Origin of the sequence: Natrialba magadii ATCC 43099, assembly GCF_000025625.1 — an archaeon.
In the GTDB taxonomy this organism is placed as follows: Archaea; Halobacteriota; Halobacteria; order Halobacteriales; family Natrialbaceae; genus Natrialba; species Natrialba magadii.
Window position 1 is genome coordinate 2,780,310 of record NC_013922.1, and the last position, 22,207, is coordinate 2,802,516.

The window sequence follows — 22,207 nt, forward strand, 5'->3', positions numbered from 1 at the left end:
GGTACTGGTGTTTCCAATCGACGTTATGGTTCACGGACGCTATGAGCCTCGCGTCGCTACGTGCCGGTCGGCGGTGTAGAGTGCGAGAGTAGAATAGGCCGGCGCAGATTACGAACCACGGTCGGAGCGAAGCTCCTCGTCGTTGGTCGGTGGGAGAAATGGGCCGGCGCAGATTCGAACTGCGGTTACGGCCACCCGAAGGCCGAAGGATACCAGGCTACCCCACCGGCCCGCAGGCGGAATGAGCACAGCAGATTGTTTAACGGTTCCGAAAATCGACTCTGTAGAACGCGCATCGTCCCCACACGACACTCACAGCACCGCTACTGGAACATCTCACTTTGGGTCCAGTGTCCAGTGTCCAGTGCCCAGTGCTCAACACTCAACACTCAGCACACAACCTCAGCACTCAACACTCCACACACCACTCAACACTCCTCGTATCCCGCCGTATCCAGATAGTGATGCACCACCGTCACCGCTTGATCCGCATGTAACAGGGTCGGCCCGAGCCGAAGCCGCTGGTCGACCTGCCCTGTGAGTACCGCTTCCTCTTCGGCCGTGAAATCGTGATGATCCGAGAGGACGAAGACACCGGACTCGAGTACACCCGGCTCACAGTCGGTGATTGGTGTCCCATCTTCGTGGAGTTGGACGATGGGGCCGCCGTCGATTGTCTCGAGTGTCGCCTCGAAGCCGCGCCGGTAGAGTTCGATGCCAGGGTTCGGTTCGGCGGGGAGTGCACCGATCGCTTCGTCGCGGTGCTCGAGTGCGGTTCGGACGAGTGCGGCGGTGCTTCGCTCGTCGGGGTTGAGCCGGCGGAGTTCGGAGCCATCAAAGACGATGGTGAGGGTGTCCTGGACGACGAGGTGGACGCGGACGTCGTCGCGGATACCGTGGGAGGTGACGAACGAGGCGGTAATTGATCGGGAGAGGGCATCGAGCCGGCCGGCACCGCCGGCAAGATCGTCGAGTGAGAAGTCAGCATCGAGTGGGACGTCGTGGGCGATAAGGACGAACTGGCGCATGCTGTGGTGGATGGGTGGTAGCGGGATAGCAGCCACGGTTTGCCGTTGTGCGTGTGTAGCAGTCTGCAGGTGGTTGAACCGGTAATGCAGCGGATAGCTGGTATGGGCGGATAGCTGGTATGAGCGGGTGCTGGTATGGGCGGATAGCTGGTATGGACGGATAGCTGGTATGGACGGATAGCTGGTATGGACGGATAGCTGGTATGGACGGATAGCTGGTATGAGCTATGAGCAGGTGCTGGGTACTGACCGCTGCTGGTCGGTACCTGCCAACCGCTCAGGACTCACCCACGACACGACGACGGAGGGACGTCCGAACGGTCGCCAGTCCGGGTAGCCCGTCGCGGTACCAGACGAGGATGGCGAGGGCGAAGAGGGCGAACTGAAACCATTCGTAGGGACCGAGTGCGTAGTAGTTGAGGATAGCGTCGAGTATGCCGTCGACCGGATCCTCGGGTGGCTGTTCGATCAGGGGCCAGAGGAGGAACTCGGTTCCCGCAAGGTCACCGCGAAGCACCGACGGCGGCAGATCTGCGACGAGGTGCGAAACGTGCCCGATGAGAAACGCGATACCGATCTGTTGGCGGTCGAGTCGTGCTGCGACGAGGAGGACGGCAGGGATCAACAACGCGGCGAACAGCAGCGAGTGACCAAGGGTTCGACCACCGGGAAGCACGCTCACCGACCAGGCGAGTGGCTTGTCGATCAGGTCCGGGAACTGCGATCCGATCGCGAGCGCGATTAGTGGGAGGGCACGCGGCGGACGGTCGAACCGATAGTGCGTGTACGCAGTGTAGAGCAGATACGCGACGGCGAGGTGTCCCCAGGGCCACATACAGATTCAGGCTGGACTTTTCCGCGGACGGTATAGTAGCCACCGAAACCGGCTGTCCGAGTCGACGCGCTGTCGACAGTCAGTATCGCGACCGCTGGCAAATAACTCATTACTGCAAGCCACAGCGTCGTTCGATCCCGTCTAGAACTGAAATTCGGCCAGTGAGAATCACATCTTACCGAGACGACATTGCATAGACAGGGCCAACCGTTTCCGGTACATCAAGACTGGAACCCCTGTATGGCGAAATCACGATCTGGACAGCACGACGCGGGTCAGAGTCGGGACCAGGGTCAGGGTCAGGACCAAAACCAAAACCCAGACCAGGACGATCCACAACTCCTCTCGCTTCTCGAAGGACGATCGTGTCCTGCCTGTGCAACAGGCGAACTCGAGTGCAGCCAGTACAAGGACAACAGGGCGGCAGTCTGTGATAGTTGCGGAACGCCCCAGGCGCAGGTCTGGTCGTCGTGACAGCCCGCCCCGGTGGGCTCGAAACACAGCTCAGCAAGGATAGCACGTCAGTTCGCGGTAGTGACGCCGCTTTTCACACGGGCGAGTTTTGATAGTTGTGTCCAACGACGAGGGCGACGACGTTGACGGCGATGAGTCCCAGAAAGAGCGAAAATTGTGTAATCGAGTCGATGCCGGTGAGAAAGACCGGCAGGTAGACGATCGGGAGGAGCGTGCCGAGCCAGAAACTGATCATCGTGACGGTGCTTCCAAGGTGCATTGACTAGCGCATCGAATCGAGGTCGACGAACGAGCCTTCGATCGCCGAGATCCAGTTTGTCATGAGCTCTTCTTCGGGTGCGTCAGCGGGGAATAGTGCACACTCGTCTGCCTCTGGACCGTTATCGATCGTTACGTGGTCGAGTTCGACCGAGGGTGTTGGTCCGTCTCGCTCAGTGAGAGGTTCGTGATCGTGAGCGGTCTGATCGGGCTGATCGGGCTGATCGGGCTGGTCAGCACGGTCTGGAGTTCGTGGAGACGTCTCGCTTTCGCCGTCGGTTTCGGCCGGCTGTGCATCACCGAACTCGGTATCGGACGACCAGTTGTCAGCATCGTATGTCATGGTGTGCAGGCGTCGAGTGATCGCGCCATTGGCGAGCAGACGGAGGACACCTATTGTTATCGAGACTCTAATCGGCGCAAACGGAATCCTGACAGTCACTTTTCTCCGATTCGGACGATTCAATACCGCGTGGGAGAACGTAATAGGACCTGATCTGTACGAATCCGTTATGGTGTTGATGAGTGGCGATAGGCAGTGCATATCCGGGTTGGTTCCGACCGACAATGTCGAATTGAACGGGCAGCGCGAACCGGCTTCCACTATCCAGGGTGCTATCTACGACGAGACGACGAGACGACGAGACGACGAGACGACGAGACGACGAGACGACGAGACGACGAGACCGTCCGAACGGTTTCAGTACGGATGAACGGTCCGACAGCCGATGTCGAGAAAACGATAGTGAATTTGGAACCATCGTTTCGAACGGAGCAGAATTGAAACGCGAAATCGGCAGCGAGAGTCTCACGTTTCTTTCTTCCTTCCTTTCCCTTCCCAGCTCTTCTCGTCCCCGCTTCCTTTCCCTTACCGTGCACCGAGGACCATCGTCTCGGTCGTCTCTTCGCTGTCGCGCCGGAGCGTGAGCTCGAGTGTGTCGCCGGGGCTCGTTTCGAGCGCGAGGTGTGTCGAGAGCGCGTGGCGGTCCGGAATCGGTTCCCCGTCCATCTTGAGGATGACATCGCCACCGACAGGAATGGGTTCTCCCCCGCGTCGTGTCCGTGTATGTGACCCCTGAAGCGTACCATGTGCAGGCTGGCGCGGACGGACCTCGTCGATGATGACACCGGTCGCCTCAGGAAGGTCGTTCTCCTCGGCGACAAACCGGTCGACGGTCATGAGCGTGATACCCATGAACGAGTGATCGTACTCGCCGTCTTCGATGAGCGCGGGCACGACGCGTTGGGTCAGCGCTGCCGAAATCGCAAACCCAATGTTGTCACCGCCGGCTGCGTTGACGACGCCGACGACGTTGCCGTTCATGTCGACGAGCGGGCCGCCGCTGTTGCCTGGATTGACACCGGCGTCAGTCTGGACGACGTTCGGGAACGAGAAGTCACGATCCGGTGCGTCGACCGTTCGATCGATGCCACTGACAATCCCCTGTGACATCGACCCCTCGAGACCGTATGGATTGCCGATAGCAAGCACCTGCTGGCCAGCAACTGGCCGCTGTTCGGAGAGCGTAAGCGGTGTCGCAGTATCTGGGACGTGGTCCACCTCGAGGACGGCCAGGTCACTGTAGGTATCCCTGCCGACGACGCGAGTCGTCGTCCAATCACCGTTGATGTACTGGAGGTCGACCTCTTGTCCGCCAGCGACGACGTGTTCGTTCGTGACCACATGAGTGTCGTCGATGAGAAAGCCCGAACCCTGGCCGCGCCCCGGAGAGTCAGATAGCGGGCTGTCGACGCCGAAGACGCGGACCTGGGTGACAGAGTCGATGACCGACTCGTAGATGTCGGTGTACGTCGAGCCATCGGCGCGGTTGTCGTGGTCGATTTCGTGCGACGACCCACCCTCGATCGAACTTGCGTTGTTGGGTTCTGAACAGCCGGCAACGACGCCGGCGAGTCCAGCCCCCGCTGCCGCCAGAAACTGTCGTCGGTCCAGCCGAGAATCGTTCATACGAGACGGATAGCACTCGACCTATTTTGTAGTACCGAGGACTGCCGCCGCAAACCGACGGGTCGGGCGAGCACCAATCACCGAAGGGAAAACGTGTTACCCGCGGCCCCCCGACAAATGGGCATGACGACGCTCGAGAACGCCCGTGCGCTGCTCGCGACGGGTCCACTCTGTAACTCCTGTCTCGGTCGGCCCTTCGCCGATCGGAGTTTCGGATTGACGAACGCCGAACGCGGCCGGGCACTCCGGACGACCATCGCGCTGGCAGACGATACGGACTACGAACCCGACGACCCTGAGACGTGCTGGGTCTGTGAAGGCTACTGCGGCACGTTCGACGCCATCGCCGACACCATCGTCGACGCTCTCGGAGACGTCCACTTCGAAACCTACCAGGTCGGCACACAGGTCTCTCCGCTGGTCGAGGAGAACGACCGTCTACTCCGAGAAGACGCCGGACTTGACCCCGAGGTCGGCGAATCCCTCAAGCGCGAGATGAACCGCGAGGTCGGCCGCCGCGTCGGCGCAAAAAGCGGCGCAGAGGTCGACTTCGACCGACCAGACGTACTCGCCGTCATCGACCTCGACGGCTTCGACTCGTTCGAGGCACTCGAGTCCGACTCCGTCACAAGCCACGCGGTAGACGTCCAGATCAACCCGGCGTTCGTCTACGGCCGGTACCGCAAGCTCGAACGGGACATTCCGCAGACGGAGTGGCCCTGCCGAGAGTGTGGCGGCAGCGGCGTCCAGCTCGGCGACGACGGCGAGGAGCCCTGTGACTACTGTGGCGGCTCGGGCTACATGTACGACACGAGCGTCGAGCAGGTCGTTCGCCCGCACGTCGTCGAGGCGATGGACGGCGACGAGGGAACCTTCCACGGTGCGGGCCGCGAGGACGTCGACGCCAGGATGCTCGAGGAGGGTCGTCCGTTCGTCCTCGAGGTGAAGCGACCGCGCGAGCGCACGCCCGACGTGGCCGCACTCGAGTCCGAGATCAACGAGGCCGCGGAAGGTGCGGTCGAAGTCGAGGGACTGCGCCTCGCGACCTACGAGATGGTCGAGCGCGTCAAGGAACACGACGCGAGCAAGCACTACCGCGCGGATGTCGAGTTCAGCGACCCGGTCGAAGAGGACGACTTCGAGACAGCACTCGAGGAACTCCGCGGGACGACGGTCGAGCAGGACACGCCACAGCGCGTCGACCACCGCCGAGCGGCGCTCACCCGCGAGCGGACAGTGTACGACACCGAGGGAGAACTCCGCGAGCCAACGCAAGCGGAGGTCCGGATTCACGGCGAGGGCGGGCTCTACATCAAGGAGCTCATCAGCAGCGACGAGGGGCGCACGGTGCCGAGTCTGGCGGGGCTACTCGAGACGGATGCAGTCGTGACGGCACTGGACGTGACGGGTGTCGAGGGTGAGCACGAGCCGTTCGAGATGAAGATGTACTTCCGGGACGAGCCGCGGTCTGACGCCTGAATCGCTGTTGCTCGCGTAACTGTTGTGACTCGTGTTCTGCGTGCACGGTCAGGGATTCTTCCCGCGGCTATCGTCACCGAGTTCCTCGAGTCGGTCGAGTTCGGCCTCCGCCTCTGCTGACCGGCGGTGCTGAGGAGAGGTAATCGCCTCGCCCGAGCCCTCGATGCGCTCGTCGGCGTCCTCGACGGCAAAGCGCTCACGCAGCCGCGTGAGGGCGGCTCGGAACATGTACCGTGGCTTCAACTCCAGGAATAAAAAATCTCTCGACGACACGTCTCGTGTTCGGTACTGGATGTCTCGCGCCCGGTACTGTCCTCGTCCAAATGAGCACGCAAAAGTGCACGCAAGAGAGCGCGCAAACGCAACCGTTTAGCAGTCGGGCGCAGATCCACAGCCTATGCCAATCGGCGTCGACGAAGCGGGAAAGGGACCCGTGCTGGGATCGATGTTCGCCGCAGCCGTCCACGTCGAGCGCGAGACAGTGCTTCCCGACGGTATCGCGGACTCGAAGCGCCTCACACCCGCTCGACGCGACGAACTCGCCGCCACGCTACGCGAGGACGACCGGATCGGCGTCGGCGTCGCCGAAATCACGACCGCCCAGATCGACGACCCCGAGACGGACATGAACTCACTCAGCGTGCGGGCGCACGCCGAGGCGATCGAGGCCGTCGCGGCCGATACCGTGCTTGAGGCACCCATAACTGGGCTCTGTGACGCCTGCGACACCGACGCCGATCGGTTCGCGCGCCGAGTCGCAGATCGGTGTGGACTCGAGTGCACCATCAGCGCGGAACACGGGGCGGACGACGACTCACCAATCGTCGGTGCGGCGAGTATTATCGCGAAAGTAGAGCGGGATACGCACGTCGAGTCGGTTTCGGCCGCGTTCCCCGACTGCGGCCCGGTGGGCAGCGGCTATCCGAGTGATCCGAACACGCGTGCGTTCCTCGAGTCGTACGTCGACGCCCACGGCGAGTTGCCCGCCTGTGCTCGCGAGTCGTGGTCGACCTGCGAGGACGTGCTCGCGGCGGCGGAACAGACGGGACTCGGGCAGTTCTAGGCGGTCGTTGGAACCGACAACGCGCGCTCGCTTTTATATCACTGTTCGTGGGCCGAACAGGCCGTGCTCGGCGTTCTCACCCTGCTCGCACTCGCTGTCGTCGCCACAGTCGTCGTCTGGCAGGGGAGTATCTGGCTCGAGTCGGCCACCGACCAGCTCGCGGTCGGCTACGGCATCCCGCCCGTCGTGCAGGGCGCGGTTATCGCCGCCGCCGGCTCGAGTACCCCCGAGTTGATGAGCGTCATCCTCGCGACGCTCGTTCACGGCGAGTTCGAACTCGGCGTCGGGGCGATCGTCGGCTCGGCGGTGTTCAACCTGCTTGTCATCCCCGGACTCGCCGCGCTCGCCGGTCCAAAAGAGATGGCGACCACCCGTGACCTCGTCTACAAGGAATCGCTGTTCTACATGCTCGCCGTCGCAGTCCTGTTGCTGACGTTCTCACTCGCCGTGATCTACTCCCCACTCGAGGGCACAGGGCTGCAGGCCGAGGTCACCCGCGGGTTGGCGCTGTTCCCGCTTTCACTGTACGCGCTGTACGTCTTCACGCAGTATCTGGATGCGACGGAGGACGAACTGCGACCCGACGCGAACATCGACCGGGCCAGGGCGTGGCGCTGGTTCGGCCTTGGACTGGTGGTCATCATCGTCGGCGTCGAGGGACTCGTTCGTGCGGCGATCGGGCTCGGCAACGCCTTTGGAACTCCGGCGTTCCGCTGGGGGATGACCGTCGTCGCGGCGGGCTCGAGCGTCCCCGACGCGTTCGTCAGCATCGTCGCCGCGCGCTCGGGTCGCGCCTCGGTCAGCCTGGCGAACGTGCTCGGGAGCAACATCTTCGACCTGCTGGTGGCGGTGCCGGTCGGCGTCCTCATCGCTGGTGCGCTCGCGATCACGTTCGCACACATCGTTCCGATGATGGCGTTTCTCGTGCTCGCGACCGTTGTCTTCTTCGCGATTTCTCGGACCGGTATGTTGCTCTCGGAGCGAGAGGTCTGGCTCCTGCTCGGATTCTATGGCCTGTTCGTGAGCTGGCTGGTACTCGAGAGTGTCGGGCTGGTGAACGTGGTGCCGACGTGAGCCGAGCCAGTGGGTATCTTTGGCTGCACACTGGCGCTAGAGGGATTGCAGCGGCAGTCTGACCGCTCTTGCTGGTTCCCGTGGTCTCTCGAGTACGATGCCGGTCTGTACGCAGTGTGAGAATCCCGTCTCGATCGATTTCGTACAGGCACACGGTAACGGAGAGACCGTCGACTGGTGTCCACGATGTCGTACTGGGTGAGACGTCCGAGACTGCTGGAGAATCTCGTTGTCGATCCGAAAGTGAAAATAGAGCCATCGGAGTCGTCGAAGCTGAGGGGTGTTGGAGCCGCCTGATGTCGGAGCCGCTTACTTGTCCGTCAGGAGCCGCTGTAGGATGTTCCCGTAGGCGGGACGGGTGACGAGCACGCCGATCAGCACGCCGAGGATCGTGATGATCGCGAAGCCACGGAGGTCGCCGAGACTCATCACGGCGAGTGGGGACATCGCGATGATCGTCGTCGCGGCGGCGGCTCCGATGACCCAGAACGCCTTGCGGAAGCGCGACTCGAAGACCCGCTGGGAGCTCACCTCGCCGTCGTCCATCACCTCGTCGGCGATGATGACGAGGTCGTCCACCCCCGTCCCGACGACGGCGATGAACCCGGCGACGTGCGAGAGATCGAGTGGCATCCGGATCATCGCGGCGAAGCCAAGCAGGATGAGCACCTCGGACATCGCAGTGAGGACCATCGGCGCGGCCACGCGCGGATTCCGGTAGCGCAGGAAGACCATGCCGCTGACGGTCAGCACCGAGAGGATCCCGATCAGCAGCGAGTAGGTCTTGAACTGATCTGCGAGCGCCGGCTCGACGCTGAACGTCTGCTGGCGGTCGAAGTCGAGCGGCGCGGTCAGCGCACCGGATTCCAGATTGACTGCGAGCTGGTGGGCGTCCTGCTGGGTAGGCGTGATCATCTCGAACGTCGGATCGTTTGCCCACTCGCCGGATGCCATGTTGCTTCCGAGGCGGTCACCCATACTGTGTGCGTCGACGACCTCGCCGTCGACCATCGTCAGGAGACACCACTGTGGCTGGTCGTGATCGAAGTCGAACTCGCCGGCTTCGCGGTCCTGGATGCCACACTGCTGAATCCCTTCTGAGGTGAAGCCGTACTCGTTCATCGCGGCCTGATACTCGGAGGCCGCGCTGTTGCCGTCAGCATCTTCAGTGTCGTCGACGGTGACCGGGACGTAGTTGTAGCCTTGCTCGTCGTTGTACGAGGCGACACCTATCCTGCTGAAGTCGTCTTCTCCGTGCAGGACAGTCTCGTTCGTCTGGTTACCGTCCTCGTCCGGGTAGTACGCCTGAACCTGCACGTCACCGCGGTCGGCGAGCAGTTCACGCAGTTCCTCCGGACTCATGCCGGGAACCTCGGTCACGATGTAGTAACTACCCTCGACGGTAGCCTCCTGGTACACCTGTCCGCCGGAGAGGCCGGCCTCGTTGACGCGCTGCTCGATCGTTTGCACCATCCGGTCCCGGGTTTCCTGCGTGACACCGTTCTCGACATCGTCCTCGCTCACGTCGGCATCGTACTCCGCGATGACGGCTGCGAAGTCGGCTGCGCTAACGTCATCGACGAACACTTCGGCCGTATAGCGGTCCTCGTCCTCGTGATGGCGAACCGTCGCATCGGCCGTCTCGAGACCGAGTTCGGTGTACAGCGATGACTCTAACTCGGAGTGTTGCTCGGATTCGAGATCGATGTTGTCGACCATCATTCCCGTCGGAGGCGCACTCACGCGTGTGCCGCCGTCGAGTCCGATACCGTACTCGATATTCGACATGCTCTCCTCGATGGTCTGGTTCTCCTCGTCTTCCTCGAGGTCGCCAGCGAGGGAATCGTCCGCCATGATGCCGCCAGGGATGAACAGTGCGACGAGCGCGAACGCGATGAATATCGCGAGCAGGAGGATCCGCCAGTACTCCTTGACGAACCCGATCGGATTCGCGCTCATGATCGCACCCCGTGGAACTTGTACCACCGAAGGAGACTGAGGTTCAACAGGTACGTGTTCATAAGGTCTGCTGCGAGGCCGATGAAGAGGATGATCCCGATCGACGCGAGCAGTTCGACGCCGAACAGCGTGGCGGCGATTCCCATAACGAGCATCGCAGCCATCGAGGTCACGGTCATCGTCACACCCGTCCGCGTCGCACGGTAGGTGCTCTCGTAGAAGTCACCGCCGCGTCTGAGGATGTGCGTGTTCAACAGGATGTCCGAGTCGACCGAGTATCCGATCAGCATCAGGAGGGCGGCAACCGTCCCGAGCGAGAGTGGAATGTCTGCAACCGACATGAACGCGAGCGGGATCATAATGTCCGAAAACGCCGACGCGACGATTGCGATCGACGGCACGAACGTTCGAAAGAGCAAGAACGCGAGCACGCTCATGCCGGCGAACGCGACGCCGAGACCGAGCAGCGCGGTCTGCTGGGTCTGTGCTGCGAAGCTCGGTGACGCCGTCGATTCTTGCTGGACGATTTCGTTATCGCCATCCTGGGCGAGTTCCGTCTCGGCTTGACTACTCAACTCCTGAATCGCGTCCTGGTCCTCGATACCGGCAAACTGAACGGTGTACTGGTTCTCGACGCCAGGTGCCTGAATTCCCTGCACGGAGTCCGGCTCAACGCTGAACGCTTCTTCAATCTCCGCCTGTGAAGACGTCGTCTGGACCGTCAGCTCTGCACCGCCTGCGAAGTCCATACCGAGCGGGACCGGCGTGCCGGTCAGGAGAAACGAACCGCTCAGAATGAGCAACGCGACGGCGAGGACTGCAAGTGGTACCGCCGCAAGTTGGCGGTTCGTGTACCGGGTGTACGATATGTCCGGTACGTCGAAATACCCCATATATCGGACTACTAGTAAGCGATTGAAGTAAGCCTTCTCAATTTCTCCTGTCGGTTTCGAAGAACGATCACCTGAAACCACAGCACGCTCAAGCACCTCGAGACCGTATCTGCGTCCATGACGACACACACAGAGACGGAGCGTTCCGACAGTCGCGATCGAACCGGACGCGACCCCGCGACACGCGTCGTCGTCTCCTACCCCGAGGACCTCTCGGAGTGGGGACGATTCCAGGTCGAAAAGCCGTCGTTCCGTGCGTTCCTCCGGAAAACCCGCGACCACGCCCGCGAAGGCGACGAGTGGGAAGAGTTCGTCGGCGTCGGCTGCTGTGGCAACTCACTCGATGTCCCGCTCCGTGTCGAATCGATCGAAGGCGGCACCGCGATCAACGAGCACACCGAAATCAGCTATACGGTTCGCGAGGCGTGTGGCATTCAGGGTAGCTGGCGCGTCCAGAGCAAGGGTGGGCCAAACCAGGCCTAAAACGGGCCTAAAACCGGGCTACTCTGGTAACGCAGACCACCCACACACACCACTCAATCCGGGAGATACCGCACACTCAACACACCGCCGTCCACCGCATCGAGCGCCGTCGTCCGGCGTACCTCCACCCGAACCGCATCGAGTCGTGCCGCCCGCGCGATTGTCTCCTCGTCCTCGAGTACGTCCTGTGCTGCGGCCTCGGTTTCGTCGGCCGGGACGCGGAAGATATGGATCTCACCCGTCCCCGCGCGCTCTTCCTGAATCAGGTCGCCGGTCTCGGCGTCGGCCGCCAGCTCGGCTGCGTGCTTGGTCGGTGAGAGATCACTGTCAACGAGTTCGACGCGCCGGCGCTCGGCCACCTCGATCACCTGCCAGGTGACTTCGAGCGGCGGCTCCGGTGCGACGGTCGCCTCGAGTACGTCGTTCGCCTCGAGGCCGGGATTCGAGCCGAGGGTGTGTATCTGTGCAGTGTCGACGTCGCGGACGACGGCCGACTCGGTCTCGGCGTGCGTGACGACGAAGGTCCCGGTTTTCTCGTTCCCGGATCCGGTTTCAGTCTCAGTCATAGACGACCGTATGCGCGAGACCATTTTCGGGGTTTCGGCTTTCGGCCGTCGAACCGAATTGCCAGCCGCGAGCAATTCACCGCAGTACGCCACGACACCGACCCGATGACGGAACGCCTTTACACTCAGCGGTTGCCCTCTCGGGCATGAACGTCGACATCGGAAACGCGCTCGCGAGCGTCGCCTCACCGGGTGTTTCTCGGGAGGCACTCGAGTCCCTCGATGACCAGGTGGCGGCTGCACACGAGCGCATCGAGGCCGGCATGGACGCCGGCGAGCACGGCTACGAAGCGCTCAATCTGCCGGAGCGGACGGAGACCGACGAGATCCGGCTCGCTGCCGACCGCGTTACCGGACCGGAGACAAGCGCCATCGTCACCGTTGGCATCGGTGGCAGCGCGCTCGGGGCAGCGACGATCACCGACGCGCTAAACGGCGAAGAGGACCCGGAAGCGATCTACCTCGACAACGTCGATCCCGAGTGGCTCACGAGCGAACTCGCGCGCCTCGATCTCGAGACGACCGTCGTCAACGTCGTCTCGCGCTCCGGGACGACTGCGGAGACGCTCGCGAACTTCCTCGTCGTCCGTGAGGCCTTCGAATCCGCCGGCGTCGACTGGACCGAGCGAACCATCGTCACGACCGGCGAATCGGGACCGCTTCGTGACCTTGCAGACCGCCACGACCTCCCATCCCTCACGGTTCCTGACGGCGTCCCGGGGCGCTTCTCTGCGCTCTCGGCGGTCGGCATGGTCGCCGCCGCCGTCTGTGGCCACGATCTGGACGCCCTTCTCGAGGGCGCGGCCGCGGAGGCCGAGACACTGACCGGGTCGCTGTTCGAGTGTCCGGCCTACGCCTACGGCGCGACGGCCTACGCGCTTGACGCGCGCGGTGCCGGCATCAACGCGATGATGCCGTACGCGGAGGCACTCGAGACGTACGCCGAGTGGTTCGCCCAGCTCTGGGCGGAGAGTCTGGGGAAGGACGACCTCGGACAGACACCTGTTCGCGCGCTCGGGGCAACGGACCAGCACTCCCAACTCCAGCTCTACCGGGCAGGCCCGCGGGACAAGCTCGTTACCTTCGTCTCGGTCGAGGAGACCGCAGACTGCGAGATTCCGTCTACCGAGGTCGACGACCTCGCATACCTCGGTGATGCGACGCTCGGTGAATTACTCGACGCCGAGTTCGAGGCGACGGAGGCGAGCCTCGCCGCGGCAGGCCGACCTAGCGTCCGCGTCGAAATCGAACGCGTCGACGAGTTCGAACTCGGCGGCCTCCTCTACGGGATGGAAGCCGCGTGCGTGCTCGCAGGCGAACTGTACGGCGTGAACACCTTCGAGCAGCCGGCGGTCGAGTGGGCGAAGAAGGCAACGCGCGGCCTGCTCGGCGGCGGCGAGTTCGAGGAGGCAGAAGCAGTTGCGGAGAAAACTGAACTACGCGTTGAGCGCTGACTGAGCGCGGGTTTTCGTCCTCACATCCTGCCTGCGAACAGACGTTGGGTTCCGGATGCGGAGCCCATATGAGTACTCACACGAACAGACAGGTATGACCGAAACCGCACGGACCGAGTCCGAGTCGGTCGCGACCGACGCCGTCCCAGGCATCGGAACCGGCCTCTCGGCGGTGATGGCGGCGACTGTGCTCGTTCCCGCCAACCGAGGGATCACCGACCCTGCAGTCGTCGCAGCAGCCGTCTTCGCCGTCGTCGCCGTCGGTGCCTTCCTCGCAAGTCGCTACGGGAGTGGAACACAGCGGATCGCCGCTGGAATCGCAACCGCCGCCAGTGGTGGCGTCCTCCTCTGTACCGCCTACGCACTGAATCAGGGACTCACCGCCTCGACCGAGTTACCGGGGCTCTCGACGTCAATCTCGCTCCTCATGGCCGGTTTCCTCACCGCCGGCCTCACAGTCGGCGTCGGCGTCGCTGCCGTCCTCAAAATAAGTGTTTCAGGGCTCAAAGATCGAAGTTCTCAGATGGTCGTCCTATCCCTTCTCGGGGTTACCGGGCTCTTCGCAGCCGAACTCGCCGGCGTCTTTCTCGCACTTCCAGTGATGGAGATCGCCGGAGATCTCTCGACCACCGAGTTCCTCGTCATCGCACAGCTCGGCATGGCGCTCGGCACCGCAATCATCGCCGGTATCTACCTCTCCGTCACCGACCGGGGACTCGAGTTCCTCGACCTGCGCGTCCCGACGAAGTGGGACGTGATCTGGACGGTCGGCGGACTCGTCATCCTCTTTGGCGCGCTGATGACTATTTCACTGGCCTTTCAGACGGCCGGCGTCGAGAGTGCAGACCACGGAACAACCGAGCAGGCCGCAGAGAACCCCGAGATTCTGCTCGTGTTGATTCCGGCGTCGCTGCTCGTGATCGGGCCGTTCGAGGAGTTGCTGTACCGGAACGTCATCCAGAAGGCACTGTACGACACCTTCTCTCGCGCCGGTGCGATCGTCGCCGGGAGCGTCATCTTCGCTGGCGTCCACGTTCTCGCTTACGCGACCGCTGGCCCAGGCGCAGTCATCGCGAGCCTCGGCGTCATTTTCGGGCTCTCGCTCGTGCTCGGCACGCTCTACGAGCGAACCGACAACCTGCTCGTGCCGTCAGTCGTCCACGGTGTGTACAACGCGATTCTCTTCGGGAATCTCTACCTGGTTTACGGCTGAGCGACAGGCGAGTGGGTGCGTCACTTGCCACTTCTGCGCGGTTTCGTTTTGGGAGTATCGCTGAGCAGCCGCGAGCAGCGGAGGGCTGGGAGCAGCCGGAACGCAAGATTGCAGCCGAGACTCGAGTACCGCCCAAAGTCGTCACTCGACAGGCGAACATGCTGCCGGGACGACGGGCTGGCGGGATGGTGAGAACCCGTCGTGTCAGTAACCGATGAGACGACGCTACGACGGATTCTTGCGCGCCAGACCGGAACCGCAGATCGGACAGCGCTCCTTTTCCTCGTCGAACTCGCGGCCACAGCCCTGACACTGGTAGTGCCAGTGGCGCTGTTCGTCGATGCCCTCGCGGGCGATTACTTCGACGGCGACGTTGAGTTTCTCTGCAACGTTTTGCATCGCGTAGTCGTCGGTGACGAGTGTGGCGTCGAGTTCGAAACTCGCGGCGACGAGCCTGATGTCCGTATCGGAGAGCACGCCGAGATCACCGGATTCCTTGGCTGCCCGGCGGACCTTCTCGGTCGTGTCCTCGTTTGGAATGTGGATGTGCATCCCCGAGCCCTCCATCGCGTCGTAGCGATAGGCGCTCTCGTCCTCGAGTTCTTCGCGGACGAGGGGGATGGTTGCAGTCTGTTCTGTCGTGTGGAAGTCGTGGATAAAAGCCGAGGAGTCGAGAACGTACATGCCCTTAGCGCTGAACGACGATGTAGTCTTTCACCGCTTGAACGCGGCTGACGGAGACGAGAAACCGGCCGGCGTCGTCGACGTTGAAGTCGACGGCCCGCTCTGGCAGTTCGTCGTCGGGTTCGATAACGAGGTCGTGGAGTTGTCCCGACTTGAGGTCCATCGTGATGTTGTACAGCAGGCCCAGCTCGGTGCCGTCCGATCCCATGACGGACTTGCCCGAGAGATTTTCAGCGAGTATCTCACTCATGCATACTCGTATTTACTAATCGGTATTAAAAACCTCGGGCTCAGAAAGGGGGTGGTCTCCGATCGTCGGTCGCATGTTGCCGACTAATCGGGACGAATCGGCTTCCAGAGCGTGACGATGGGTTTAACTACTGGCCGGCAGACCTCTAGACAAGACCTTCTCTGGTGGTTCATCATGTCGGATACCGATACGGACACGGACACGGGCGCGGGATCGCACGATCCCACATCTCTCAGAACGCCGATCGTCGCCGTCCTCGGACACGTCGATCACGGCAAGACAAGTCTCCTCGACAAGATCCGCGGCTCTGCGGTCATCGAGGGTGAAGCAGGCGCGATTACCCAGCACATCGGGGCGACGGCCGTCCCGCTCGACGTCGTCTCTTCCATCGCGGGCGACCTCGTCGACCCGGACGACTTCGACCTGCCGGGGCTGCTCTTTATCGATACGCCGGGACACCACTCCTTTACCACGCTTCGCTCCCGGGGTGGCGCACTGGCGGACATAGCGATTCTCGTCGTCGACGTCAACGACGGCTTCCAGCCGCAGACACTCGAGGCGCTCGACATTCTCAAGCGCTCCCAGACGCCGTTCATCGTCGCGGCGAACAAGATCGATACCGTTCCCGGCTGGAACGCAAACGAGGACTCGCCGATCAACGCGACCTACGAGGCCCAGTCAGACCGCGTCAGCTCCCGCCTCGACGAAAGTCTCTACGAGATTATCGGTAATCTATCGGACGAGGACTTCTCCGCCGACCTCTACTGGCGTGTACAGAACTTCCAGCGCAACGTCGGCGTCGTCCCCGTCTCCGCGATGACCGGCGAGGGCGTCCCCGACCTGCTCGCGGTCATGATGGGGCTCTCCCAGCGGTATATGAAAGAGGAGATGGAGATCGACGTGCAGGGTCCCGGCGTCGGCACCGTCCTCGAGGTCAAAGAGGAGAAAGGATTCGGGACGACGATCGATATCGTCCTCTACGACGGCACGATCAAAGCCGACGACAAGGTCGTCGTCGGTGGGATGAATCAGCCAATCGTCACCGACGTGCGGGCGCTGCTCCAGCCCCGCCCGCTCGCCGAAATCCGAACCGAGAGCCGGTTCGAAAAGGTCGACGAGATCTCGGCCGCCTCCGGTATCAAGGTCGCCGCACCCGACCTCGCGGATGCGATGGCCGGTGCGCCGGTTCGCGTCGTCCGCAACCGCGAACTGGATGAGGTCGTCGACGAAGTCGAGGCCGAACTCGCAGACATTGCCGTCGACACCGAAGAACAGGGCGTCGTCGTCAAGGCAGACACCCTCGGCAGCCTCGAGGCGATGGCCGACGCGCTGGGCGAAGCCGAAGTGCCGATCGTCCGCGCCGAAGTCGGTGACGTCGCACCGCGGGATGTTTCGGTCGCCTCGACCGCAGAGGAGCCAAAACAGCGCGCGATCCTCGGCTTCAACGTCGAGACGCTCGCTGACGCCGAACAGCGCGCAGAGACCGAGGACGTGACGGTGTTCACCGACGAGGTTATCTATCAGCTCATCGAGGAGTACGAGGAGTACATCGACGAACTCGAGCGCGCCCAGCAGGACACGATCCTCGATAACATCGTCCGACCGGCCCGGTTCCGCATTCTCCCGGATCACACCTTCCGCCAGAACGACCCCGCCGTCGTCGGCGTCGAAGTCAACTCCGGCACCGTCCAGAACAACGCGAACGTTGTCAAGTTCGAGGGGAACGAGCCCGACCGCGTCGGCCAGGTCAAGGGGATTCAGGAGCAGGGTGAGGACGTGGACGAAGCGCGCGCGGGCAACCGCGTCTCGGTTGCGATCGACGGCCCAACTGTTGGCCGCCAGATCGAGGAAGACGACGAGCTCTGGATCGAGATTCCCGAAAAGCACGCAAAGATCTTAGAACAGGAACTGGCGAGCGAGATTCCCGGCGACGAACTCGAGGCGCTGAACATGTATCTGGACAAACAGCGCAGCCGAGATCCGTTCTGGGGCAAGTAGCGACGCTACAACGTTCTGGCTCTTCTGTGAGGGCGCTCTGATAACAATCAAAGCAACGCGTCAGAATCGAATTGACCCTACGGCTCATTCGACTCACTCAGATCAACTAGTTCGGATCGAGTTCTGGATCAGTAGCATCTGATTGGCTTCTCGAGCGGTCGGGGCCTGGTTTCGGTTCAGCCTCATGGCCGGATTTGTCCGGTCCGCGCTCGTGATCGGACTCGAGTACCGATCCTGACTCGGAACCGAACGTAGATTCCGACTCCGGCTCCAATTCCGACGCTGACTCTGACTCGGACGCGGCGTCGGCGTCGACGTCGTGTTCGCTCCATTGGTCGTACGCATCCCGACCCTCACCATCTCGCAGGCGAACGAGGGTTGCACGTAACGACTCCGGATCGTCGATCACCGAGCGGTCACAGCGGACGTCGAACCACCGGTGGCGTTCGATGATCAACTCGTCGTCAGTGAGCCGAATCTCACCAACTCGGTTCCAGGAAACGAGTCGTCGCTCGAAGTTGTCGACGAGCAGGCCGTTCTCGTACGCTTCGAGGGTGGTCATCCCCCACTGGCTATCCGCGTTCGGCTCCTCCCAGATATTCCATCCCCAGTTATACCGGTCGCTCAGCCACATGAACGCCGGAATGAGTGCGTAGATGAGAACCCAGGCGCTCGAACCATCGCCAACGAGCAGCGAGCCGAGGCCGAAGACGACCGTCAAGATCGTGAAGCCGAGCAAAATCGCTCCCTGGAATCCGCTCTTGAACGACGGTCGGCGCCACTGCCACGTCACTACCGGTTCGTCCGGCGTCACTGCGTCGATGTGACGGTGGCGAGCCATCTGAGAAACACCCAGTGTGACGGCTCCGCTGAGCACTGTAAAGAGCCCCGCCGTGAGCGAGAATCGACCGGTGGACTGGAGGACACCCATGGCGGGCGCGATTACACTGGCACCGAACCCGAGGCTGGGCAGATACCAGGCGAGGCGGCGGCGACGGCTGGTACCGAGTCGTTCGGGCAGGTCGCCGAGGCGGTCGCCGAAGACGAGCGAGAAGAGCAGGGCGGCGACGACGGTGCTTGGTGTCGTGACGAGGATGGTTTCGGTTCCAGCGCCTGCTGCGACGGAGCCAAGTGCGACGACGCCGGCAGCGATGATGCCGAGGTAGAACCCGAAGCCGGCTTTGAAACTGAGGTCGGGAGTGCGGTCAGACATGTTGGCGGTGGCGGTGGTTCTGGTTCTGGTTCTGGTTCTGGTTCTGGTTATGGGAGTGAACGTGATCCCGGAGGGTGAACGCCGGTTGGAGGGCGTCACACAGATAAATCATGTCACACTACAAAATAATTCGGACACGTCGGCGACTGTAGCGGTTCTATGGTGGTCGTCTGCTCGGTTTGGTGCGGTCTGGTAGGGTAGTATGGTAGCGGATGGGGTCTGGCGGAGGTATGTGGTAGCGAATAGGGACTGGCGAGGGTGACAATCGCTATCGGAGGCCGTCCAGTCCCGAAATCGTTTTCAACCGCTCACGCGGACACTCGGTATGCCGACGGAACCGGACACTCATTATGACCCCACACTGGGGAACAAGTTCATCTTCGTCACCGGCGGCGTGATGTCGGGACTCGGAAAGGGGATCACGGCCGCGAGCACTGGCCGACTCCTGAAAAACGCCGGGTTCGACGTTACCGCCGTGAAGATCGACCCGTACCTGAACGTCGACGCGGGGACGATGAATCCGTACCAGCACGGAGAGGTGTACGTCCTGGAGGATGGCGGCGAGGTCGACCTCGACCTGGGGAACTACGAGCGATTCCTCGACATCGACATGACCTCGGACCACAACATCACCACCGGGAAAACCTACCAGCACGTCATCGAAAAGGAGCGTGCCGGAGACTACCTGGGGAAGACGGTCCAGATCATCCCGCACATCACCGACGATATCAAGCGACGCATCCGCGAGGCCGCTGAGGGCACCGACGTCTGTATCATCGAGGTCGGTGGGACGGTCGGGGACATCGAGGGTATGCCGTACCTCGAGGCCCTGCGCCAGTTCGCCCACGAGGAGGACGAAGAAGACATTCTGTTCACGCACGTCACGCTCGTCCCCTACTCAAAAAACGGCGAGCAGAAGACCAAGCCAACCCAGCACAGCGTCAAGGAGGTCCGATCGATCGGTCTCCAGCCCGACGTGATCGTCGGCCGCTGTGAGGACAAACTCGACCCCGAGACCAAAGAGAAGATCGCGCTGTTCTGTGACATTCCAACCGAGGCCGTCTTCTCGAACCCCGACGTCGAGGACGTCTATCACGTCCCGCTGATGGTCGAAGAAGAAGGACTCGACCAGTACGTCTTAGAGCACTTCGGCCTCGCCGACGAGGCGCTGCCGGAGGGCGAACGTGCGAACGACTGGCGCGAAATCGTCACGACCGAGAAAAACGGTGCGGTCGACATCGCGCTGGTCGGCAAGTACGACCTGACCGACGCCTACATGTCGATTCACGAATCGCTCAAACACGCCGGCTTCGAGGTCGGTGTCGACGTGAACGTCCACTGGGTGCCAGCCGGCGAACTCGCCGACGGCCACGACGACCAACTCGAGTCGGTCGACGGTGTCATCGTCCCCGGTGGCTTCGGCATGCGCGGGACGGAAGGCAAGATCGAGGCGGTCCGGTACGCTCGCGAAAACGACGTGCCGTTCCTCGGGCTCTGTCTCGGCTTCCAGATGGCCGTCGTCGAGTACGCGCGGAACGTCCTCGGCTACGAGAACGCTCACTCCGCCGAGATGGACGAGGAGACGGCACACCCGGTCATCGACATCCTGCCCGAGCAGTACGAGGTCGAGGACATGGGTGGTACGATGCGCCTCGGTGAGCACACGACGGTGATCGAACCGGAGACGCTCGCCTACGAACTGTACGAGGATACGTCCTGTTCCGAGCGTCATCGCCACCGCTACGAGGTCAATCCCGAGTACTTCGACGAATTCGAGGAGGAGCCGATGACGTTCTCCGGCACCGCGGGCAACCGGATGGAAATTCTCGAACTCGAGGACCACCCGTACTTCCTCGGGACGCAGTTCCACCCCGAGTACACGTCCCGGCCGGGACAGCCGAGTCCGCCGTTCCTCGGGCTGGTCGAGGCGATCGTCGACGAGAGCGGTGGAAACGCGTCGGCGGGTACAGATATGGAGCACGATGCAGACAGCGACACCGACGCAGACACCGAAACAGAGGTTACACACTAATGGTAGACACAGAGACGTTCGTCCCGGAAGCAATCGAAGAGATCGAAGACGAAATCGGCGACGCAAATGCCGTCATCGCCCTCTCGGGCGGTGTCGACTCGTCGGTCGCCGCAGCGCTCGCTTACGAGTCCATCGGCGACCAGCTTACGCCGGTTTACGTCGACACCGGCCTGATGCGTAAGGGCGAGACCGACCAGATCCGCGAGACGTTCGACTACATGGACTCGCTGCAAATCGTCGACGCGAAAGATCGCTTCCTCGATGCCCTGGAGGGCGTGATCGACCCCGAAGAGAAGCGCAAGATCATCGGCGAGCAGTTCATCCGCGAGTTCGAGCGCGAGGCGACCGAGGCCGACGCGGACTACCTCGTCCAGGGGACGATCTACCCCGACCGGATCGAGAGCGAAGGCGGGATTAAGTCCCACCACAACGTCGGCGGGCTCCCGGACGTCGTCGACTTCGACGGCATCGTCGAACCCGTCCGCGACCTCTACAAGGACGAAGTGCGCGAGGTTGCACGCCATCTCGACCTCGACGAAATCGTCGCCGAACGGATGCCGTTCCCCGGCCCGGGGCTCGCCGTGCGCGTCATCGGGGAAGTCACCGAAGAGAAACTCGAGGTCGCCCGCGACGCCTGTCACGTCGTCGAGGAGGAACTCGAGGAGTACGAGCCGTGGCAAGCCCTCGCCGCAGTGATCGGCAAGGCCACGGGCGTCAAAGGTGACAACCGCGTCCACGGCTGGGTCGTCTCCGTCCGCTCCGTCGAGTCGCGTGACGGCATGACCGCACGTGCACAGGAGATTGACTGGGAGACCCTCCAGCGCATCCAGTCGCGTATCACCGGCCAGAACGAGAACGTGGCCCGCGTCGTCTACGACGTGACCCACAAGCCACCGGCAACGATCGAGTACGAATGAGCGAGGACGACCAGAACCGACGGGCGATCGTCGCCGGTCCCGATGAAGACGAGATCGGTGTCGCACTCGAGAACGAAGGCGTCACGGTCACTCGAGTCGATGGCGTCGTCACGCGGCCACAGCTAGAGGAAGCCGGTATCGTCGACGCCGACCTGTACGTGTTGACCGATATCGATCAGGCGACGACGATCCCGATCGTCTGTGATCTCACCGACGACCTGCGGACCGTCACCTACGCACGCCGAACGGTGCCCGAGTTCGTCAAGGGACAGCTTGACCTGGCAATCGACCCCCAGCTGATGTCAGCTGCGATCGTCGCGGAAGAACTCGTCGCGTGAAGTGCGAGCACGGGGTGCACCCGTGAG

The 22,207-nt window shown here is 62.4% G+C and carries 23 protein-coding genes and 1 tRNA gene; 11 read left to right on the plus strand and 13 right to left on the minus strand.

The genetic code is table 11. The features are described 5' to 3' along the window. Positions 1 to 159: 159 nt before the first annotated feature. The 3 genes from NMAG_RS12965 to NMAG_RS12975 form a co-directional block, all read right to left on the minus strand. A tRNA-Pro gene (locus NMAG_RS12965) sits at positions 160 to 232 on the minus strand. A 196-nt stretch (positions 233 to 428) separates the two neighbouring features. Further along, positions 429 to 1,028, minus strand: a complete 600-nt coding sequence (trmY, locus tag NMAG_RS12970) for a tRNA (pseudouridine(54)-N(1))-methyltransferase TrmY (RefSeq protein ID WP_004215052.1) — start codon at positions 1,026 to 1,028, stop codon at positions 429 to 431. A 277-nt stretch (positions 1,029 to 1,305) separates the two neighbouring features. Then, positions 1,306 to 1,863 carry a metal-dependent hydrolase gene (locus NMAG_RS12975; protein ID WP_004215050.1) on the minus strand — a complete coding sequence of 186 codons (558 nt, stop codon included), beginning with the start codon at positions 1,861 to 1,863 and terminating at the stop codon, positions 1,306 to 1,308. Between the two features lie 240 nt (positions 1,864 to 2,103). On the opposite strand from NMAG_RS12975, the gene NMAG_RS22715 reads away from it, so the two are divergent. Further along, positions 2,104 to 2,337: an HVO_A0556 family zinc finger protein gene (locus NMAG_RS22715; protein WP_004215049.1), complete on the plus strand. Its 234-nt coding sequence runs from the start codon at positions 2,104 to 2,106 to the stop codon at positions 2,335 to 2,337. A gap of 73 nt (positions 2,338 to 2,410) precedes the next feature. On the opposite strand, the gene NMAG_RS12985 is transcribed toward NMAG_RS22715, so the two are convergent. From NMAG_RS12985 to NMAG_RS12995, 3 genes are all read right to left on the minus strand, one after another. Then, positions 2,411 to 2,596: a hypothetical protein gene (locus NMAG_RS12985; RefSeq protein WP_004215048.1), complete on the minus strand. Its 186-nt coding sequence runs from the start codon at positions 2,594 to 2,596 to the stop codon at positions 2,411 to 2,413. Positions 2,597 to 2,599: 3 nt separating this feature from the next. Further along, positions 2,600 to 2,938 carry a DUF7511 domain-containing protein gene (locus tag NMAG_RS12990; protein WP_004215047.1) on the minus strand — a complete coding sequence of 113 codons (339 nt, stop codon included), beginning with the start codon at positions 2,936 to 2,938 and terminating at the stop codon, positions 2,600 to 2,602. A gap of 525 nt (positions 2,939 to 3,463) precedes the next feature. After that, positions 3,464 to 4,564: a S1C family serine protease gene (locus NMAG_RS12995; RefSeq protein WP_012996712.1), complete on the minus strand. Its 1,101-nt coding sequence runs from the start codon at positions 4,562 to 4,564 to the stop codon at positions 3,464 to 3,466. 123 nt (positions 4,565 to 4,687) lie between these two features. On the opposite strand from NMAG_RS12995, the gene NMAG_RS13000 reads away from it, so the two are divergent. Then, entirely contained in the window at positions 4,688 to 6,043 is a 1,356-nt protein-coding gene (locus NMAG_RS13000; protein ID WP_004215043.1) for a tRNA pseudouridine(54/55) synthase Pus10, read from the plus strand. A gap of 48 nt (positions 6,044 to 6,091) precedes the next feature. Here the strand turns inward: NMAG_RS13000 and NMAG_RS13005 are convergent, their stop codons facing one another. Next, positions 6,092 to 6,271 (minus strand): hypothetical protein, encoded by a 180-nt coding sequence (locus tag NMAG_RS13005; protein ID WP_004215042.1) that lies wholly within the window; start codon positions 6,269 to 6,271, stop codon positions 6,092 to 6,094. Positions 6,272 to 6,440: 169 nt separating this feature from the next. On the opposite strand from NMAG_RS13005, the gene rnhB reads away from it, so the two are divergent. Both rnhB and NMAG_RS13015 read left to right on the plus strand, forming a co-directional pair. Further along, positions 6,441 to 7,106, plus strand: coding sequence for a ribonuclease HII (gene rnhB / locus NMAG_RS13010; RefSeq protein ID WP_004215041.1), 666 nt, complete (start codon positions 6,441 to 6,443; stop codon positions 7,104 to 7,106). Positions 7,107 to 7,169: 63 nt separating this feature from the next. Further along, positions 7,170 to 8,180, plus strand: a complete 1,011-nt coding sequence (locus tag NMAG_RS13015; protein ID WP_004215040.1) for a sodium:calcium antiporter — start codon at positions 7,170 to 7,172, stop codon at positions 8,178 to 8,180. A 309-nt stretch (positions 8,181 to 8,489) separates the two neighbouring features. On the opposite strand, the gene NMAG_RS13020 is transcribed toward NMAG_RS13015, so the two are convergent. Continuing rightward, a complete protein-coding gene (locus tag NMAG_RS13020; RefSeq protein ID WP_004215039.1) occupies positions 8,490 to 10,139 on the minus strand; it encodes a preprotein translocase subunit SecD in 1,650 nt (549 codons plus the stop codon). Next, positions 10,136 to 11,032, minus strand: coding sequence for a protein translocase subunit SecF (gene secF / locus NMAG_RS13025; protein WP_004215037.1), 897 nt, complete (start codon positions 11,030 to 11,032; stop codon positions 10,136 to 10,138). Before secF ends, NMAG_RS13020 begins: the two co-directional genes overlap by 4 nt. A 117-nt stretch (positions 11,033 to 11,149) precedes the next feature. On the opposite strand from secF, the gene NMAG_RS13030 reads away from it, so the two are divergent. Next, positions 11,150 to 11,515: a hypothetical protein gene (locus NMAG_RS13030; RefSeq protein WP_004215036.1), complete on the plus strand. Its 366-nt coding sequence runs from the start codon at positions 11,150 to 11,152 to the stop codon at positions 11,513 to 11,515. 53 nt (positions 11,516 to 11,568) lie between these two features. On the opposite strand, the gene NMAG_RS13035 is transcribed toward NMAG_RS13030, so the two are convergent. Beyond that, on the minus strand, positions 11,569 to 12,081 hold the full coding sequence (locus tag NMAG_RS13035; RefSeq protein WP_004215035.1) for a DUF5812 family protein: 513 nt from the start codon (positions 12,079 to 12,081) through the stop codon (positions 11,569 to 11,571). A gap of 146 nt (positions 12,082 to 12,227) precedes the next feature. Between NMAG_RS13035 and NMAG_RS13040 the strand changes: the two genes are divergently transcribed. Both NMAG_RS13040 and NMAG_RS13045 read left to right on the plus strand, forming a co-directional pair. Beyond that, positions 12,228 to 13,535 carry a hypothetical protein gene (locus tag NMAG_RS13040; RefSeq protein WP_004215034.1) on the plus strand — a complete coding sequence of 436 codons (1,308 nt, stop codon included), beginning with the start codon at positions 12,228 to 12,230 and terminating at the stop codon, positions 13,533 to 13,535. 94 nt (positions 13,536 to 13,629) lie between these two features. After that, positions 13,630 to 14,748, plus strand: a complete 1,119-nt coding sequence (locus NMAG_RS13045) for a CPBP family intramembrane glutamic endopeptidase (RefSeq protein WP_004215033.1) — start codon at positions 13,630 to 13,632, stop codon at positions 14,746 to 14,748. 225 nt (positions 14,749 to 14,973) lie between these two features. Here NMAG_RS13045 and NMAG_RS13050 read toward each other — a convergent pair whose 3' ends face one another. Further along, positions 14,974 to 15,432 carry an NOB1 family endonuclease gene (locus NMAG_RS13050; RefSeq protein ID WP_004215031.1) on the minus strand — a complete coding sequence of 153 codons (459 nt, stop codon included), beginning with the start codon at positions 15,430 to 15,432 and terminating at the stop codon, positions 14,974 to 14,976. A 4-nt stretch (positions 15,433 to 15,436) separates the two neighbouring features. Continuing rightward, positions 15,437 to 15,682, minus strand: a complete 246-nt coding sequence (locus tag NMAG_RS13055) for a PRC-barrel domain-containing protein (protein ID WP_004215029.1) — start codon at positions 15,680 to 15,682, stop codon at positions 15,437 to 15,439. Positions 15,683 to 15,856: 174 nt separating this feature from the next. Here NMAG_RS13055 and infB point away from each other — a divergent pair, with 174 nt between their 5' ends. Beyond that, the gene (gene infB, locus NMAG_RS13060) at positions 15,857 to 17,680 is read left to right on the plus strand and encodes a translation initiation factor IF-2 (protein WP_004215026.1); all 1,824 of its coding nucleotides are present in this window, start codon (positions 15,857 to 15,859) and stop codon (positions 17,678 to 17,680) included. Between the two features lie 106 nt (positions 17,681 to 17,786). Here infB and NMAG_RS13065 read toward each other — a convergent pair whose 3' ends face one another. Beyond that, the gene (locus NMAG_RS13065) at positions 17,787 to 18,893 is read right to left on the minus strand and encodes a hypothetical protein (RefSeq protein WP_004215024.1); all 1,107 of its coding nucleotides are present in this window, start codon (positions 18,891 to 18,893) and stop codon (positions 17,787 to 17,789) included. A gap of 325 nt (positions 18,894 to 19,218) precedes the next feature. On the opposite strand from NMAG_RS13065, the gene pyrG reads away from it, so the two are divergent. From pyrG to NMAG_RS13085, 3 genes are read left to right on the plus strand one after another with little or no spacing between them, the layout of a single operon-like run. After that, positions 19,219 to 20,925: a glutamine hydrolyzing CTP synthase gene (gene pyrG / locus NMAG_RS13075; protein WP_004215022.1), complete on the plus strand. Its 1,707-nt coding sequence runs from the start codon at positions 19,219 to 19,221 to the stop codon at positions 20,923 to 20,925. After that, positions 20,925 to 21,842 (plus strand): glutamine-hydrolyzing GMP synthase, encoded by a 918-nt coding sequence (gene guaA, locus NMAG_RS13080; RefSeq protein ID WP_004215021.1) that lies wholly within the window; start codon positions 20,925 to 20,927, stop codon positions 21,840 to 21,842. The genes pyrG and guaA overlap by 1 nt, the downstream gene beginning before the upstream one ends. Next, positions 21,839 to 22,180 carry a DUF7126 family protein gene (locus NMAG_RS13085; RefSeq protein WP_004215020.1) on the plus strand — a complete coding sequence of 114 codons (342 nt, stop codon included), beginning with the start codon at positions 21,839 to 21,841 and terminating at the stop codon, positions 22,178 to 22,180. The genes guaA and NMAG_RS13085 overlap by 4 nt, the downstream gene beginning before the upstream one ends. Positions 22,181 to 22,207: the final 27 nt, after the last annotated feature.